At 42.9% G+C, this 14,780-nt stretch carries 16 protein-coding genes, 1 riboswitch and 1 other annotated feature; of the genes, 12 read left to right on the top strand and 4 right to left on the bottom strand.

Annotated elements, in window-relative coordinates:
- The first annotated feature begins 4 nt into the window (after positions 1-4).
- Positions 5-187 carry a type II toxin-antitoxin system antitoxin gene (locus tag ACNQGS_RS23090; RefSeq protein ID WP_491489378.1) on the top strand — a complete coding sequence of 61 codons (183 nt, stop codon included), beginning with the start codon at positions 5-7 and terminating at the stop codon, positions 185-187.
- Between the two features lie 213 nt (positions 188-400).
- The gene (locus ACNQGS_RS23085) at positions 401-979 is read left to right on the top strand and encodes a TetR/AcrR family transcriptional regulator (protein ID WP_491489377.1); all 579 of its coding nucleotides are present in this window, start codon (positions 401-403) and stop codon (positions 977-979) included.
- 53 nt (positions 980-1,032) lie between these two features.
- Here the strand turns inward: ACNQGS_RS23085 and ACNQGS_RS23080 are convergent, their stop codons facing one another.
- A complete protein-coding gene (locus ACNQGS_RS23080; RefSeq protein WP_213148151.1) occupies positions 1,033-1,284 on the bottom strand; it encodes an alpha/beta-type small acid-soluble spore protein in 252 nt (83 codons plus the stop codon).
- Positions 1,285-1,396: 112 nt separating this feature from the next.
- Positions 1,397-1,612, top strand: a binding site (T-box leader).
- A 53-nt stretch (positions 1,613-1,665) separates the two neighbouring features.
- Here ACNQGS_RS23080 and argS point away from each other — a divergent pair.
- From argS to ACNQGS_RS23050, 6 genes are all read left to right on the top strand, one after another.
- A complete protein-coding gene (gene argS / locus ACNQGS_RS23075; RefSeq protein WP_491489376.1) occupies positions 1,666-3,363 on the top strand; it encodes an arginine--tRNA ligase in 1,698 nt (565 codons plus the stop codon).
- A 71-nt stretch (positions 3,364-3,434) separates the two neighbouring features.
- Positions 3,435-3,905 (top strand): DinB family protein, encoded by a 471-nt coding sequence (locus ACNQGS_RS23070; RefSeq protein ID WP_378581883.1) that lies wholly within the window; start codon positions 3,435-3,437, stop codon positions 3,903-3,905.
- Between the two features lie 94 nt (positions 3,906-3,999).
- Positions 4,000-5,196: an MFS transporter gene (locus tag ACNQGS_RS23065; protein WP_491489375.1), complete on the top strand. Its 1,197-nt coding sequence runs from the start codon at positions 4,000-4,002 to the stop codon at positions 5,194-5,196.
- A 59-nt stretch (positions 5,197-5,255) separates the two neighbouring features.
- Positions 5,256-5,774 (top strand): methylated-DNA--[protein]-cysteine S-methyltransferase, encoded by a 519-nt coding sequence (locus tag ACNQGS_RS23060; protein ID WP_491489374.1) that lies wholly within the window; start codon positions 5,256-5,258, stop codon positions 5,772-5,774.
- A 77-nt stretch (positions 5,775-5,851) separates the two neighbouring features.
- Positions 5,852-6,009: riboswitch (guanidine-I (ykkC/yxkD leader) on the top strand.
- 65 nt (positions 6,010-6,074) lie between these two features.
- Positions 6,075-6,416: a DMT family transporter gene (locus ACNQGS_RS23055; protein WP_213148146.1), complete on the top strand. Its 342-nt coding sequence runs from the start codon at positions 6,075-6,077 to the stop codon at positions 6,414-6,416.
- Positions 6,416-6,730: a DMT family transporter gene (locus tag ACNQGS_RS23050; RefSeq protein ID WP_491489373.1), complete on the top strand. Its 315-nt coding sequence runs from the start codon at positions 6,416-6,418 to the stop codon at positions 6,728-6,730. The genes ACNQGS_RS23055 and ACNQGS_RS23050 overlap by 1 nt, the downstream gene beginning before the upstream one ends.
- 37 nt (positions 6,731-6,767) lie before the next feature.
- Here the strand turns inward: ACNQGS_RS23050 and uptA are convergent, their stop codons facing one another.
- The 3 genes from uptA to mgtE form a co-directional block, all read right to left on the bottom strand.
- Positions 6,768-7,361 (bottom strand): undecaprenyl phosphate transporter UptA, encoded by a 594-nt coding sequence (gene uptA / locus ACNQGS_RS23045; RefSeq protein ID WP_491489372.1) that lies wholly within the window; start codon positions 7,359-7,361, stop codon positions 6,768-6,770.
- Positions 7,362-7,505: 144 nt separating this feature from the next.
- Complete coding sequence (locus ACNQGS_RS23040) at positions 7,506-8,690, bottom strand: FtsW/RodA/SpoVE family cell cycle protein (RefSeq protein ID WP_491489371.1); 1,185 nt, start codon at positions 8,688-8,690, stop codon at positions 7,506-7,508.
- Positions 8,691-8,812: 122 nt separating this feature from the next.
- Complete coding sequence (gene mgtE, locus ACNQGS_RS23035; RefSeq protein WP_491489370.1) at positions 8,813-10,171, bottom strand: magnesium transporter; 1,359 nt, start codon at positions 10,169-10,171, stop codon at positions 8,813-8,815.
- 275 nt (positions 10,172-10,446) lie between these two features.
- On the opposite strand from mgtE, the gene ACNQGS_RS23030 reads away from it, so the two are divergent.
- The 4 genes from ACNQGS_RS23030 (at position 10,447) to ACNQGS_RS23015 (ending at position 14,719) form a co-directional block, all read left to right on the top strand.
- A complete protein-coding gene (locus tag ACNQGS_RS23030; RefSeq protein ID WP_491489369.1) occupies positions 10,447-11,226 on the top strand; it encodes a hypothetical protein in 780 nt (259 codons plus the stop codon).
- A gap of 174 nt (positions 11,227-11,400) precedes the next feature.
- Complete coding sequence (locus ACNQGS_RS23025) at positions 11,401-12,477, top strand: D-alanine--D-alanine ligase (RefSeq protein ID WP_491489368.1); 1,077 nt, start codon at positions 11,401-11,403, stop codon at positions 12,475-12,477.
- 96 nt (positions 12,478-12,573) lie between these two features.
- A complete protein-coding gene (locus ACNQGS_RS23020; protein ID WP_491489367.1) occupies positions 12,574-13,950 on the top strand; it encodes a UDP-N-acetylmuramoyl-tripeptide--D-alanyl-D-alanine ligase in 1,377 nt (458 codons plus the stop codon).
- A 79-nt stretch (positions 13,951-14,029) separates the two neighbouring features.
- The gene (locus tag ACNQGS_RS23015; RefSeq protein WP_491489366.1) at positions 14,030-14,719 is read left to right on the top strand and encodes an alpha/beta hydrolase; all 690 of its coding nucleotides are present in this window, start codon (positions 14,030-14,032) and stop codon (positions 14,717-14,719) included.
- The last annotated feature ends 61 nt before the right edge of the window (positions 14,720-14,780 follow it).

Below are 14,780 nucleotides of genomic sequence, written 5' to 3'. Positions count from 1 at the left end.
TGATGTGGCTGAAAAAAAGCGATTTTTACTGCGCGTCGATCAGAAAATATATGATGCCTTGGAGAAATGGGCAGACGATGAATTCCGCAGTGTGAATGCCCAGATTGAACTGATTATAAAAAAAGCATTAAAGGATGCCGGAAGATTAAAAAACTCAAAGACGTCCAATGAAAAAGAAGAAGATTAAAACCGGAGGCAAACCGCCTCCGGTTTTCTAACTGCAGAGTGTCTGAGATTGACACTGTACGATTTTATAATTATTGACTAGCCAAATTTCCGCAAGTTTGACAGCCTTCCAAAAACCTTCCAGAAAAAATTGAAACCGAATTCAGGCTGTGCTATAGTAAAAGCATATTAATTGACCGTAGAACCAAATTAGTCAATGAGAAGGATGTGCGCTATGGCACCTGATCGCAGAAGAATGATTGTGGAGGCAGCAACTAAGTCTTTTTCCTTGTTTGGCTATAAAGCAACGACCATGGACCAAGTTGCCAAGCTTGCAAACGTCGGAAAGGGAACCATTTATACATTTTTTAAAAATAAAGAGGAGTTATTTGAAGAAATCATTTCTTCTTTAGTGAAGGAAATGATTGCGGAGGCGGATTCTGTCATTAACACGGAATTGCCCTTTACGGAAAATGTCCATCGGGCCCTTTATCGTTTACTGGAATTCCGCTCAAGGCACCAATTAATGATTAAGTTGGTACAAGAAGAGGCGGAAATGGGAACTTTAGCCGTTTCGGAAATGCTCCAGCATGTGGAGGACGAAATTATTGGTTATTTAAAGGAAAAAATCGAAACAGCTATTGCTAAGGGAGCAATCCCAGCGGTGGACCCGGAAATAACTAGCTTTCTTTTGCTAAAAATGTATATCGCATTGGTTTCGGATTGGGAAAAAAATCATGACCCGCTAAGCTCTGAGCAAATTGCGGAAATTATGAAGGTGTTTTTGTTAAAGGGGCTGCCGAGAGGAAAGTAACGCGATAAAGCACTGGGGGACAGGCCCCAGTGCTCCAGTGCTTTTAGTTAGGGTTATTTTTTGCTTAGGTTTTGCTGAGCCATTTTGACGAGCTCGCGGACCATGCTGCCGCCAAGCCGGCCGCCAACCTTGCCGGCTTGTTCCGAGGTAAGCTTGCCGTTATAGCCTTTTGACAAGGGTACGCCCACTTCTTCAGCGGCCTCAAATTTAGCATCCTCAGGACGCTGTGCCTGCACGACCTTAGCCTTTAACTGATCCAACCCGCTTCTCGCCTCTGGGACAAGAATTTTGTTTCTTCTCGCCATACAAATCCCTCCTTTACGAATAGAATTTCCAGAACGGAAAAATTCATCAAAAACACCGGCAAGGACTGGATAAAACCGTATCTTTCCAGTATAATAACTGATAATTAAGCGAATAAATTCAGTGAAAAAGAGAGTAATTATCTCGGAAGTCCAAGCGAGTCAGGGGCGGTGGAAGCCTGATACGGAGCAGATAATGAAACGCACTTTGGAGAAGTGCCCTTGAAAATAGTAGGGGGTGCCGGAGAATCCTCCGTTAACAAAGATCAAAGCCGGTTCAGTATGAACAATTAGAGTGGTACCGCGGGAATTTCAAACTCTCGTCTCTTTAAATAGAGACGGGAGTTTTTTGCATTTATAGAAAAATGAAGGAGGTCATAGGAAATGAATTTTAAGAAAGAGCTTGCAGAAGTCTTATATCAAGCATTAGAAGGCGAATTAGCCTCCCATAATATCGAGCAGTTAATTGAAAAACCAAAAAATCAGGACCATGGGGATTTAGCTTTCCCGTGTTTTTCACTCGCGAAACTGAAACGTAAGGCACCGAATTTAATTGCCCAAGAGTTAAGTGGAAAAATCCAGTCACCCACTTTTGAAAAAGTAGAAGTGGTCGGAGCCTATCTTAACGTGTTTTTAAATAAAAAGCTTGTCTCCGAACAAATCATTAACAACATTATGACTGAAAAAGGCCAATATGGTGCCCATGATTTTGGCCAGGGTGGCAATGTTACCATTGACATGTCATCTCCTAATATCGCAAAACCATTTTCCATGGGACATCTGCGTTCTACTGTTATTGGAAATGCGCTTGCCTTAATTGTTGAAAAGTGCGGCTACAAGCCAATTAAAATCAACCACCTAGGCGACTGGGGCACCCAGTTCGGAAAGCTGATTTCTGCCTATACACGCTGGGGAGATGAGGAAAAGGTCAAGGCAAATCCAATCAAGGAACTGCTCGCCCTGTATATTAAATTCCATGCAGAGGCGGAAACGACTCCGGCTCTTGAAGACGAAGGACGCGGCTGGTTCAAAAAGCTTGAAGATGGCGACCAAGAAGCGCACTCCTTATGGCAATGGTTCCGTGATGAGTCCCTTAAGGAGTTCTCAAGAATTTATCAGCTTATGAACGTGGATTTTGACTCCTATGCCGGGGAAGCTTTCTACAATGATAAAATGGACCGTGTTGTCCAGCTTCTCGAGGAAAAACAGCTGCTCGTGGAATCTGATCAGGCCCAGGTTGTCGAACTGACCGAAGAGGAGCTTCCGCCATGCCTCATTAAAAAATCGGACGGAGCGACGCTGTATGCCACTCGTGATCTCGCGGCTGCTATCTACCGGAAAGAAAATTACGACTTCGCACAATCCTTATATGTCGTCGGCCATGAGCAAAGCCTTCATTTTAAACAACTGATTGCGGTACTGAATAAAGCTGGCTTCGAGTGGGCTGATAAAATGGTCCATATTCCATTTGGAATGATGCTAAAAGACGGCAAGAAAATGTCGACCCGTAAAGGCAAGGTTGTCCTCCTGGAGGAAGTTTTGAGCGAATCAATCGCGATGGCCAGGCATAATATTGAGGAAAAAAATCCAAATCTGGCAGACAAAGATGGAGTGGCCAAACAGGTCGGTGTCGGCGCAGTTATTTTTCACGACCTAAAAAACAACCGGATGAACGATATTGAATTTTCCTTAGAGGAAATGCTTCGTTTTGAAGGGGAAACCGGCCCTTATGTTCAGTATACATTTGCGAGAGCTAGCTCAATATTACGAAAAGCTGGATGGAAGGCGGAATCGGCACCGGCGTCCGTCTACCAGACTACATGGGAAAACGAGTGGAAGGTAATCAGCATGTTATTGGAATTCTCCAACGCCATTAAGCGTGCATGCGAAAATTATGATCCATCCCAAGTCGCAAAATACATTGTCGACCTTGCTCAAGTCTTCAATAAATACTATGCGGAAGTTAAAGTACTCGAGCAGAGCGAGGAACAAAACGCACGCCTGGCACTGGTTTATTCTGTAACAGTCGTTCTTAAAGAAGGTTTGCGTCTCTTAGGGATTGAGGCGCCTGAAGAAATGTAAAGCATTTTGCTTAACGATTGGTTAAAAATGGGATACAATAAAAGTTAGATTAATGATTGGAGGGCTAAGGGATGAGTGAGGTATTATTAAAAAGTTTTGCAACAGCGAGGAATTACCTGCTAAAAAATGTAGAGGTGCTGGATCAAAACATTGTAGATATCCAGCCGGAAGGATTCAATAATACAATCCACTGGCATGTGGGCCATGTGTTAACTGTTGCCGAACAATTTATGTTTGGCTTTCCGAAAAAGTCAGCTAATTTACCAGCCAATTATTTAGAACTATTTGGCAACGGTACAAAACCGGCTGATTGGAATGGTGAAGTCCCATCTGTCCAGGAATTGACGGTTCAGTTAAAGGAACAATTTGAACGAATTCAAGAAATTCCGGTTGAAAGTTTCGCAGAGAAACTTAAAACACCATTTCTTGGCCAAGAAACGTACGGTGAACTGACGAGCTTTGCCATCTTCCATGAATCCATGCACTTAGGGCAAATTTCAGCAATGAAACGAGTTGTCCAAGCGGCGGCTCAAGTGAAATAAATAAAAAGCGAAATTTCGTTTCTGCTCTAGTAGAAACGATTTTTCGTTATATATAGGGAAACATAGAAAAAAGAGAGGACGTCTAACAATTTTTATGGATAATCAGCAGGAAAGACTGAAAGAAAGAATTTGGACAAAAGATTTTGTCCTTATCATATTCGCGAACTTTTTTATCTTCCTTGGATTTCAAATGACCTTGCCAACGATTCCGCTCTTTGTTGAGAAACTAGGTGGCAATGACCAGTTAATAGGTTTCGTCATTGGTATTTTTACCTTTTCTGCACTGCTTCTCCGCCCTTTTGCGGGGCAAGCACTGGAGACAAAGGGGAGAGGCTTCGTATACTTATTGGGGTTGGCCGTTTTTGTCCTATCAGTGGGATCCTTTGGCTTCCTGACAAGCATTGCCTTCTTATTTGTGATGCGTGTTGTCCAAGGGGTGGGCTGGGGCCTTTCTACCACCGCATCGGGAACCATCGCCACCGATTTAATTCCGGCATCCCGGCGTGGAGAGGGAATGGGCTATTATGGGCTGTCGGGGAATCTGGCCCTCGCCTTTGGTCCGGCGCTAGGTTTGGTTTTAGCCGGGGTATTGAAGTTTGAAACATTTTTTCTAATTTGTTCGGGTTTAGGGCTGATTGCCTTATTATTGTCATCAAGAATAACCTATAAAAAGGTGGAGCCGAGACAGGAAAAGCCAAAGGGGAGACTTAATTTTTACGAAAAAAGCGCTCTAAAGCCATCGATGCTGATGTTCTTTTTGACCGTTACCTTTGGCGGTATAGCGTCATTCCTCCCCCTTTATACGGCCCAAAAACAGATTGAAGGAATTGAATGGTATTTTCTGATTTATGCCATAGCCTTAATGATTACAAGAACCTTTGCAGGACAGTTATACGACCGAAAGGGGCATCAGGCAGTCTTTATTCCTGGGACGTTGTTAATTTTAGCGGCGATGCTATTGTTATCATGGCTTCCCAACAGCATTATTCTTTTTGCTGCGGCAGGCTTGTACGGCCTTGGCTTTGGTACCGTTCAGCCTGCCCTGCAGGCGTGGTCCATTGAAAAGACACCCATTAACCGTAGAGGAATGGCCAATGCCACCTTTTTCTCCTTTTTTGACTTAGGAATCGGAGTAGGCGCAATGGTGTTTGGTCAAATTGGCCATCTGATGAGCTATAGCAGCATCTATAAAGCAGCCGCAATGTCTGTATTCCTTTCAATGCTCTTGTATGTCTTTTTCTTATATAAGGAAAAAATGAATAAGGAAAAATCGAATCGAAGATTTGCATAGGCAAGTCTTCTTTATTTTTTGTATAATAAACATAAATACAAAGTCCAGGAGCGATTACGATGAGTTTAGGCTTTGCTGTCTATCAGTCCCCAGTTGGAACATTGCGGATTATTGCAGACGAAACGGGTTTAAAAAGAATTGAATTGTTTGAAGAGGACTGGGTTAAGTTTTTGGAAGAAAATCCTGATTTACAAGAGGATTCATCCATTTGTCAGGAAGCGGTCCGGCAATTGGATGAATATTTCGGCGGCCAGCGCCGTGATTTTGACTTACCGATTTCCGTCGAGGGGACCGAATTTCGCAGGAAGGTTTGGGATGCGCTGCTTAGGATTCCTTATGGCGAAGTTCGCAGTTATGCGGATGTCGCGGAGACGATTGGCAATCCGAAAGCGGTCAGGGCCGTCGGACAAGCCAACCGGGCGAACCAGCTGCCGATCATTATCCCGTGTCATCGGGTAATTGGAAAAAGCGGAAGCCTAACCGGCTATGCCGGCAGCAATACCCCGATTAAACAGCAACTGCTTGAACTTGAAGGCCGCAAAATGAAAGAAGAAGCGCCGCATAAGGTGATGCTCTAGGTTTGGCTTGAAATGGTCGAAACTGCTAACTAATTTCATAAATAAATTGTGCTATAATGGCGGTATAAATTAAATAGCTGAAAGTTTTCTAGGGTTCCGCGGCGCGGGTGCATGCGCTGGTCTGGTCCGAGAGAAAACGCACAGAATGGATAGCTGTCTAGCTTCAGTGCCTAGGGGCCCTGGTCAAGGCGCTTCCGCTTTTCTGTGTACACGGAGGGATAAAAGCCTGGGAGATACTGATAAGCAGTTATCTCCGGGCTTTTTTTGTTTGTTCCAGTATTTGGGGAAGGAGTGAATAAAATGAATTTACAGTGGATGAAGGTGTTTTTTGCAGCATTTTTCGAAGTTTTTTGGGTGGTAGGATTAAAGCATGCTGATAATGTTTGGGAATGGGCCGGTACGGGTGTGTCTATAATTATCAGTTTCTATGCTTTAATCGCTGCGGGGAATAAACTCCCTGTAGGTACGGTATATGCCGTTTTTGTAGGATTAGGCACAGCCGGTACGGTTATTTCGGATATTCTCTTTTTTGGGGAACCGTTTGATATAGTAAAAATCCTTTTAATACTCGTGCTGCTGGCAGGAGTGGTTGGCTTGAAATTAGTAACGACAGATTCTGCTGAGGAAGGGGCTGATTCCTGATGGCTTGGATTTCGCTAATGTTGGCGGGTTTTTTTGAGATGTTTGGTGTGGCGATGATTAACAAACTGCATAGGGATCGAAACTGGCAATCCTTTGTGTTATTGGTGATTGGCTTCGGCGGCAGTTTCTTGTTTCTCGCTAATGCAATGAAAACATTGCCGATGGGCACAGCTTATGCCATTTGGACTGGAATAGGTGCATCAGGCGGGGCGTTATTAGGTATGTTATTTTATGGTGAATCGAGGGAATGGAAGAGACTTCTGTTTATTGCCATGGTTTTGAGTGCGGCGGTTGGGTTGAAGATGGTTTCCTAGTTTGCCTTTCATTATCCAAAGAAAACCACTGACAAGTCTAGTCAGTGGTTTTCTTCGTCTTTTTAATTAAAAAGTAAATGACTCCTAATACGATAGCTGCGATCAGGAGCGGCATGACGTATGGCTGCGCCGCTTCTTTAATATGCGACCAGTTTGCACCCAATGTCTTGCCCAACACAAGAAACAATATGGTCCACGGGATAATCGCTGCCACGGTATAAAGAGTGAACTTTAGCGCAGACATTTTTGCAATTCCCGCAGGAATGGAAATCGCGTGGCGGACAACAGGGATGAATCTGGCTGTAAAAATGACGCCTACTCCATATTTTTCAAACCAATGCTCCGCTACATCGATATGCTTCTTTTTTATCAAGACATACTTTCCGTATTTCTCCAAAAATGGCCGTCCGCCATAATAGCCCGCCCAATATAAAAACAACTGTGCAAGTGTTCCGCCGATGGTCCCGGCAATTACGGCCCCTAAAAAATTAATTTTTCCGAGTGAAATCATGTAGCCGCCATATCCTAAAACGAACTCGCTTGGGATGATTTCAATCATTAATCCCAAAGCAATCCCGAAATAACCTAACTGTGATAGAAAATCCAATACCGAAAAAATAAACTCTGTCATAGCACACCTTCACTTATGTAAATAATAGTCACTCTCATCAGTTTATAATAGTTTGTCTCATAAAGAAATATATATGGTCTTTTTCATCCAGACATTCCATTCAAAAAGAAAAAAGCAGCTTAACAGCCGCTGCCTCATAGACAATCAGGAACTTAATGATTTTTCTGTAGAAAACATATAGTTTCGATGATGATAGCGGATGCTGTAGACAAGACCCATCGCAAACATATTCCCCATCAGCGAACTGCCGCCGTAGCTGATAAAGGGCAGGGGAATTCCGGTAATCGGAAGCACTTGAATCGTCATGCCGACATTTTGGAACACATGAAAGGTAATCATGCAGATAATGCCCGTGCAGACATATGTATTGAACGGTTCATTCGTATCCAGCGCCGTTTTAATTAAATGGTAAATTAGCAAAAAGTACAGTCCAATGACAACGCTGCCGCCGACAAAACCGTATTCCTCGCCGATCACACTAAAAATAAAATCGGTATGGGCTTCGGGGACATAAACCACCCCATTGCTGAAGCCTTTGCCGGATATAAGACCTGACCCGATTGCTTTTAATGACTGCAGCAGATGAAAGCTTGATCCGGATGAATGATTAGCCGGGTCAAGCCAGGAATATATTCGATTGAATTGATAGGTTTCCACATGGAGATATTTTTCAAGAATTTCCGGTTTATTTAACACAAGATAAAAGATTAGGGCAACAAACGAAGCGCCAACACTGCAAATGGGCAAGATGATTTTCCATGAAATGCCGGAAACAAGGATAACACCGGTCAAAATCGCCATGATGACCAGGGCTGTCCCTAAGTCTTCCACTACGATTAAGCCAAGCGGCACCACGGTAATAAGGCCAAGCTTCAGCAACAACAGCAGGTCGGTCGTCAGCGTTTTTTCAATATACTTTTCATGATGAGCGGCCACTGCCCGGCTTAAGGCCAAGATTAAAAAGATTTTGGCGAACTCTGAAGGCTGGATGGTCCCAATGCCTTTAATCACAAACCAGTTTTTCGAGCCGTTCCTTTCTGGTGCAATACTTGGCGGGGCAACCGCTAACAGGATTAGCAGGAAAATCCCAAAGCCATATAGTACCCAGGCAAGTTTGCGGTACTGGTAGCTGTCGAAAAGAATGGATCCCAAAACAATGGCAGCGCCGACCACATACCAAAAGATCTGCATAATCAGGAAATTCCGTTCCCCGTATTGACCGGTCGATTGGGCACTGTAGATTGCTAGGCAGCTGATAAGAAAGAAAAGAAATAATAATAATGTTAATGTCCAATCAAAACGGTCCGCTTTTTTTAATTCTGTATCCATAGACCACACCTTATTTTTAACAATTAGTTATTACCAGACTAACAAAGAAATGGTAACCCTACAACAACATAGGTAAAATCTGTCATATTATTTAACGATTTTAAGAAGGAAAAGTTTCAGTCTCACATTAAATAATGAAGAAACATCGTCGCAATCCCGAAATAAGTGAGTAAGGAAAAAATATCATTTAAGGTGGTAATCAGCGGTCCTGAGGCCACTGCAGGGTCAATCTTTATACGGTAAAGAATAATCGGAATGATGGTCCCGGCAAGCGTTCCGATGATTAGAGTGAAAAACAGTGAGCTGCCGACTACAAATCCTAACGTCAGGTTTCCCTGCCAAATATACGCAATGATCGATATTAATATCGCACACGTTGCGCCGATGGAAATTCCCACTCCAAGCTCCCTCATGATTAAACGAAAGATAACCTTTTTATCAATATCGTGAGAGATTAGTCCTCTGACAACGACGGCAAGCGATTGCGTTCCGGTGTTACCGGTCATTCCGGCAATCATTGGCATGAAAAAGGTAAGGGCGACCACCTGCTTCAATGTGTCTTCAAAGCTTGAAATAATCCGTCCTGAAATAAGCCCAATGAACAGAAGCAGGATAAGCCAAGGAAGCCTTCGCGCTGCGGCAACGAGCGTTTTCGTATCAAAATCGATCGCTTTACCTGAAGCAGACAGCTTCTCGATATCCTCATTTGCTTCTTTAATCACGACATCGATGACGTCATCAACCGTAATAATCCCGAGCAGCACATGATCCTCGTCGACAACCGGTACAGAGATAAAGTCGTAGCGTTCAACGGTCTTGGCGACATCTTCTTGGTCTGTTGTGACGGTCACAGAAATAACCCGTTCAAACATTATGTTGTCAATCCTGTCGCCTTCACCAGCCAGCAGTAAATCGCGGTAGGATACAACTCCCACCAGCTTGCTATCTTCGTCAATGACATATAAATAATTCAGCGTTTCGGCAAACTCAGCAAACGATTTAAGCTTATCAACCGCTTCCCTGACAGTATAATAGTTGCGAATCCAAACAAACCTGTTCGTCATAATTCTTCCTGCTGTTTCAGGAGGATAACTCATGATATCCTTGACGGCATTAGATTCCTTTGTATCCATTTCCGAAAGGAGGGAATCTATTTTTTCAGGGGACAATTCATGCAGAAGCGTGGCCAAATCATCATTGTCCATTAAATCCAGGACCTTGCTGGATTTCTCAATCCCCAGCATATTCAACAATTCAAGCTGTTCGGACTTTTCCAGCTCTTCCATCAGGTCGGCAAGAAGATCATATTTTAAATAAAGTAGAAACCGGCTCTTTTGCTTTTCTGGCAACTCTTTGTAAATCGCCGCAACATCGTAGGGCTGAAGTTCATCCAGAGCAGCTTCAAATTCGGCCTTTTTATTTTCAGTTAATGTATTGATAATATATAAACTTATTTCCTCATGAGTCATATCTTTAACCAAGGTTGATCACTCCTTTCCTAGACCAAATCGCTATAAATTAAATAAGGCGGGAGTACATAGAATAGTCAATATGGTTAATCCATAGTATACGTCAATATGGGTAATACCTTTAGGTTAAATCATTAATCGAATATTATTATTTGTAAAAGAAATGAAATAAGCTATTTTTCCTATTTTTTGATAAAATGAGGAGGTATTGTCTATAAGCATTTGGAAGTTTCATGGAAACTGGAACTGATAAAATATAAAACGTGTTTGAACGGAGGAGTTTGGCGTTGAAAAAGCATCATCATCAAGACATACGGGACCTTATTTATTTGCATTTAAATCAATCAGACCAGTATGTTTTATCCTATGGGATTGAATTCGCAGAATTTGCGGCAGCTTTTTCCGGGTCTTTAAATCACCTGCTGTTACTTAAGCACCGCTATGATGATGCTGATTTTAACATGCACACACTGCTCGAGTACTGTCCGGAAGAAGGAATAAACAAATTGGCTGCGGAGGATGTTTACGGTTACGGAGATTTCTGCTGGATTGATTTTCTGGAAGAAGATGTTTTAAATGAACTTTCTGGGCAGGAAATGGCGGAATTATTATACTTAGGCCACCATAAACAACACTTAAAAACCCCGTTCTACAATAAATTGGGCAACCGTTTCGTTTACTTAGCTCATGATGATGGCTGGTTTAATAAAACATATTACCGCAGCTTCAAGGACTTTTTCCATTTACTAAGTGAAGTGGTTTCCGATAAGCTGGGGGAAATAAAACCGGAAAAATCGCTGCTTGGACTTCGTAAAAAACGGACATACACGCCGGTGAATAAGGAAATCCTGCTGTCCTTGACGCCGTTCATCAAGGAAGGAATTTGCATTTCGTTTAGGGATGCGGACGCTCAGCGGACCCGAATCGAAATTCCAATTTGGGTGATTGGCGACTATGCCAATATGGATGATATGTATGAGGAATATCAGTATATTAGGACAAAGCCTTATCATGCAAAAATTATTTTTGACAAAAAGACAAAAGAATGGAAACTTAACGTTGTTTAAGGCTGACCTAAAAGTCAGCCTTATTTTGTCGCGGAAAAACCAAGAGGAAACAAACAAACTATGGGCTTCATAATATAAATTTGAAAAACAAGTAAACTTAGGTATATCGAATTTCCTTTCTGATTAAAGAAAGTGATAAAATAAACTGTGAATGAAAAGATGGAGGTTTTCAGCATGAAAACAAAATTAGGATTGCTTTACGGAGGAAAATCCGCAGAGCATCAGGTGTCATTACAAACAGCTCTTGCTGTCATGAAAGCATTAGATCTTGAAAAATTTGAAATTCATCCAATTTATATAAATGTTGAAGGCCGCTGGATTAAAGGTCCGCAGCTAATGGAACCGGCTGAAACAGTAAAGGAACTGGCATACTCCGCTGACAGTCAAGTGCCGGCCGCTTTATCGCCTGCTCTATTCCAATCGGAGAACCAAGAGAACGCTGAGCTTGATGTCATTTTTCCACTTTTGCATGGACCGAATGGGGAAGATGGAACCGTTCAAGGGTTATTGGAAATCCTAAACCTGCCGTATGTCGGGAACGGTGTTTTGGCTTCAGCAGCCGGCATGGATAAGGTCGTCATGAAAAATATATTCGCACAAGCAGGTCTTGGGCAGGTAAACTATGTTTCTTTTATTAAGAGTGAATGGCTGGGCGCCAAAGAAGAAGCTTACGAACAGGTTGAGAAGGAGCTTGGCTATCCATGCTTCGTAAAGCCGGCCAATCTTGGCTCAAGCGTTGGAATCAGCAAATGCCGCAACCGGGCTGAGCTTGATACTGCATTTTCAGAGGCTTTCCAATTTGACCGAAAAGTCATTATTGAAGAGGGTGTCACTGCCCGCGAAATCGAGATTGCTGTTCTTGGTAATGATGCACCAGAATGCTCCGTTGCCGGAGAAATTGTCCCGAAAAAGGACTTTTATGACTATAAGGCGAAATACGAAGATGGGGAAACAGCGTTGATTATTCCTGCGGAGATACCTGAGGATGTATACGCAGTAATGAAGGACATGGCAATTCGTGCCTTTAAATCGCTTGACTGTTCGGGATTGGTCCGGGCTGATTTCTTTTTAACACAAGATGGCAAGGTGTTAATTAATGAGGTGAACACGATGCCTGGCTTCACCCCATTTAGCATGTTCCCGCTGCTCTGGAAGCACACCGGAGTAGAATATCCGCAATTAATTGAGCGGCTTGTGGACCTAGCCAAAGAAAGACACGCCGAAAAGCAACAGATTAAATATACTGTTTAATAACAAAAGCGCAGCTTAGGATAAAAAACAACATTTGACACGGCTGTTTTTGCCGTGTCCATTTTTATAAATAAGACATAAGAGGAGGAGTTAATCATGATTAAACGATCGTTAAAGCAGATTGCCGAAATGGTCTCTGCGCAAAATGATATCACGTCATATCTTGACATCGTTATTGCAGGTGTAACGATTGATTCCAGAAAAATTGAACCAGGCAACTTATTTGTTCCATTTAAAGGTGAGAAGGTAGACGGCCATAAATATGTGGAAGAAGCCATCAAGAATGGGGCCGGCGCGGCGCTCTGGCAAAAGGATGTTCCGAATCCGCCGCAAGGGCTGCCACTGTTGATGGTTGATGACTGCCTCTCGGCTTTGCAGGAATTGGCGCGCAAATATCGGAAGGAATTGTCTGTCAAAGTAGTGGGAATTACCGGGAGTAATGGAAAAACAACAACAAAGGACATGACCTCAAGTTTATTGTCACTTAAATATAAGGTCCAAAAAACCGAGGGTAACTACAACAATCATCTCGGTCTTCCTTTAACAGTGCTTGGCTTAAATGAGGATACGGAGATAGCTGTCCTAGAAATGGGGATGAGCGGCCGCGGCGAAATTGAATTCCTTACCAAACTGGCCTGTCCGGATGCCGTTGTCATTACAAACATCGGTGAATCCCACCTGCTTGATCTTGGCTCAAGAGAAGGGATTGCTGAAGCCAAACTTGAAATTCTTCAGGGACTTCAAAAAGGCGGACTGGCAGTACTCCATGGTGATGAGCCGCTGTTGATGGAGCGTATTCATCAATTTAAAGGAGATGTTCAAGTTCAAACCTTTGGCAGAAGCGATACGAATGACTTATTTCCAACTGAAATTACCCAGCTTGAACAGGGGAATAGCTTCAAGATTAATGCTTCTAATAAAACCTTTGAACTGCCGGTTTTAGGGACACACAATATTTTAAATGCACTTGCGGCGATGCTGATTGCCCGATATTTTTCCGTTTCCTTTGAAGAAATAACTGAAGGGTTAAAAACAACTAAACTGACGAATATGCGGATGGAGCTTGTGGAAGGGAAGCATGGTGAGAAAATCATTAACGATGCTTATAATGCAAGCCCTACGTCCATGATGGCGGCAATTGAATTAGTGTCAAACCTTCAGGGCTATGAGCGGAAAATCCTCGTTCTCGGCGACATGCTCGAGCTTGGACCGCAGGAGGAGCAGTATCATTTGCAAATAGGTGAAGGTTTAAATGCTGACAAAATTGAGTTCCTGTTCACCTATGGACAACTTGGCAGCCATATCGCTGCGGGGGCAAGAAACGTATTGGGTGATGAAAGAGTTTTTGACTTTCTTGATAAAGAGGAATTAATTCAGTCGTTAAAAAAATATCTAAATGAGCAGACTCTCGTGCTTGTTAAAGCATCAAGAGGGATGAAATTGGAGGAAGTTGTCAAGGCACTGCAAAAATAAGGATTGGCCGAGCGGTTATTTGAGTCTCTTGCAGACGGGAGGTTAATCCGCTTTTGGCCATGGGGCAGGTGACAAAGGGATGATAGGCTGCTTGTGCATTCACGGCTTTACGGGCGCCCCATATGAAGTGGAGCCCTTGGTGGAGTATTTAAAGAACCGTACAGATTGGGTTTTTCGTGTTCCTACGCTGCCGGGGCATGGTGAAACCCTTCATTTAAAAGGAGTTCATTACCAGGAATGGATCCGCCATGCCGAGGAAGAATTAAAGGAACTTCTGGAAGTTTGTGATGAGGTGTATGTCGTTGGTTTTTCCATGGGCGGCTTGATTGCCAGCTTTCTTGCAGCACATTATCCTGTGGACAAGCTCATTTTGCTTAGTGCTGCTGCCTACTATATTCATCCCAAACAACTAGCGGCTGATGTAAAGATGTTTATTAAGGATATATTTACCGGCAGCATCCGGAATAATGAGCTGTTCCTGCGTTATAAAAGGAAAATAACTGAGACCCCGCTTGCAGCAACACTGGAATTCCGCCGGCTTGTTGCCTATATCCGGCCAATGCTGAATCAGGTAAAGGTGCCGACCTTTATCGCCCAAGGGGAATCTGACGGGATTGTCCCGCCGAAAAGCGCGGAATATTTATATCGAACGATTGGTGCAAAGGAAAAAAAGATTACCTATATAAGGGAATCTAAACATCATATTTGTCACTGTGAGGAGCGAAATGTCCTCTTTTTCCAAGTGCTGGATTTTTTAAGCAATTCTTAAACAATATGGCACGAACCATCCAAACTTTATTTGCATAATACTATTGATAATGTTATCATTA

Source organism: Neobacillus sp. PVCKKU3, assembly GCF_058323225.1.
The sequence above is the reverse complement of the archived record's forward strand: the minus strand, read 5'-3'. Positions and strand labels throughout refer to the sequence as shown.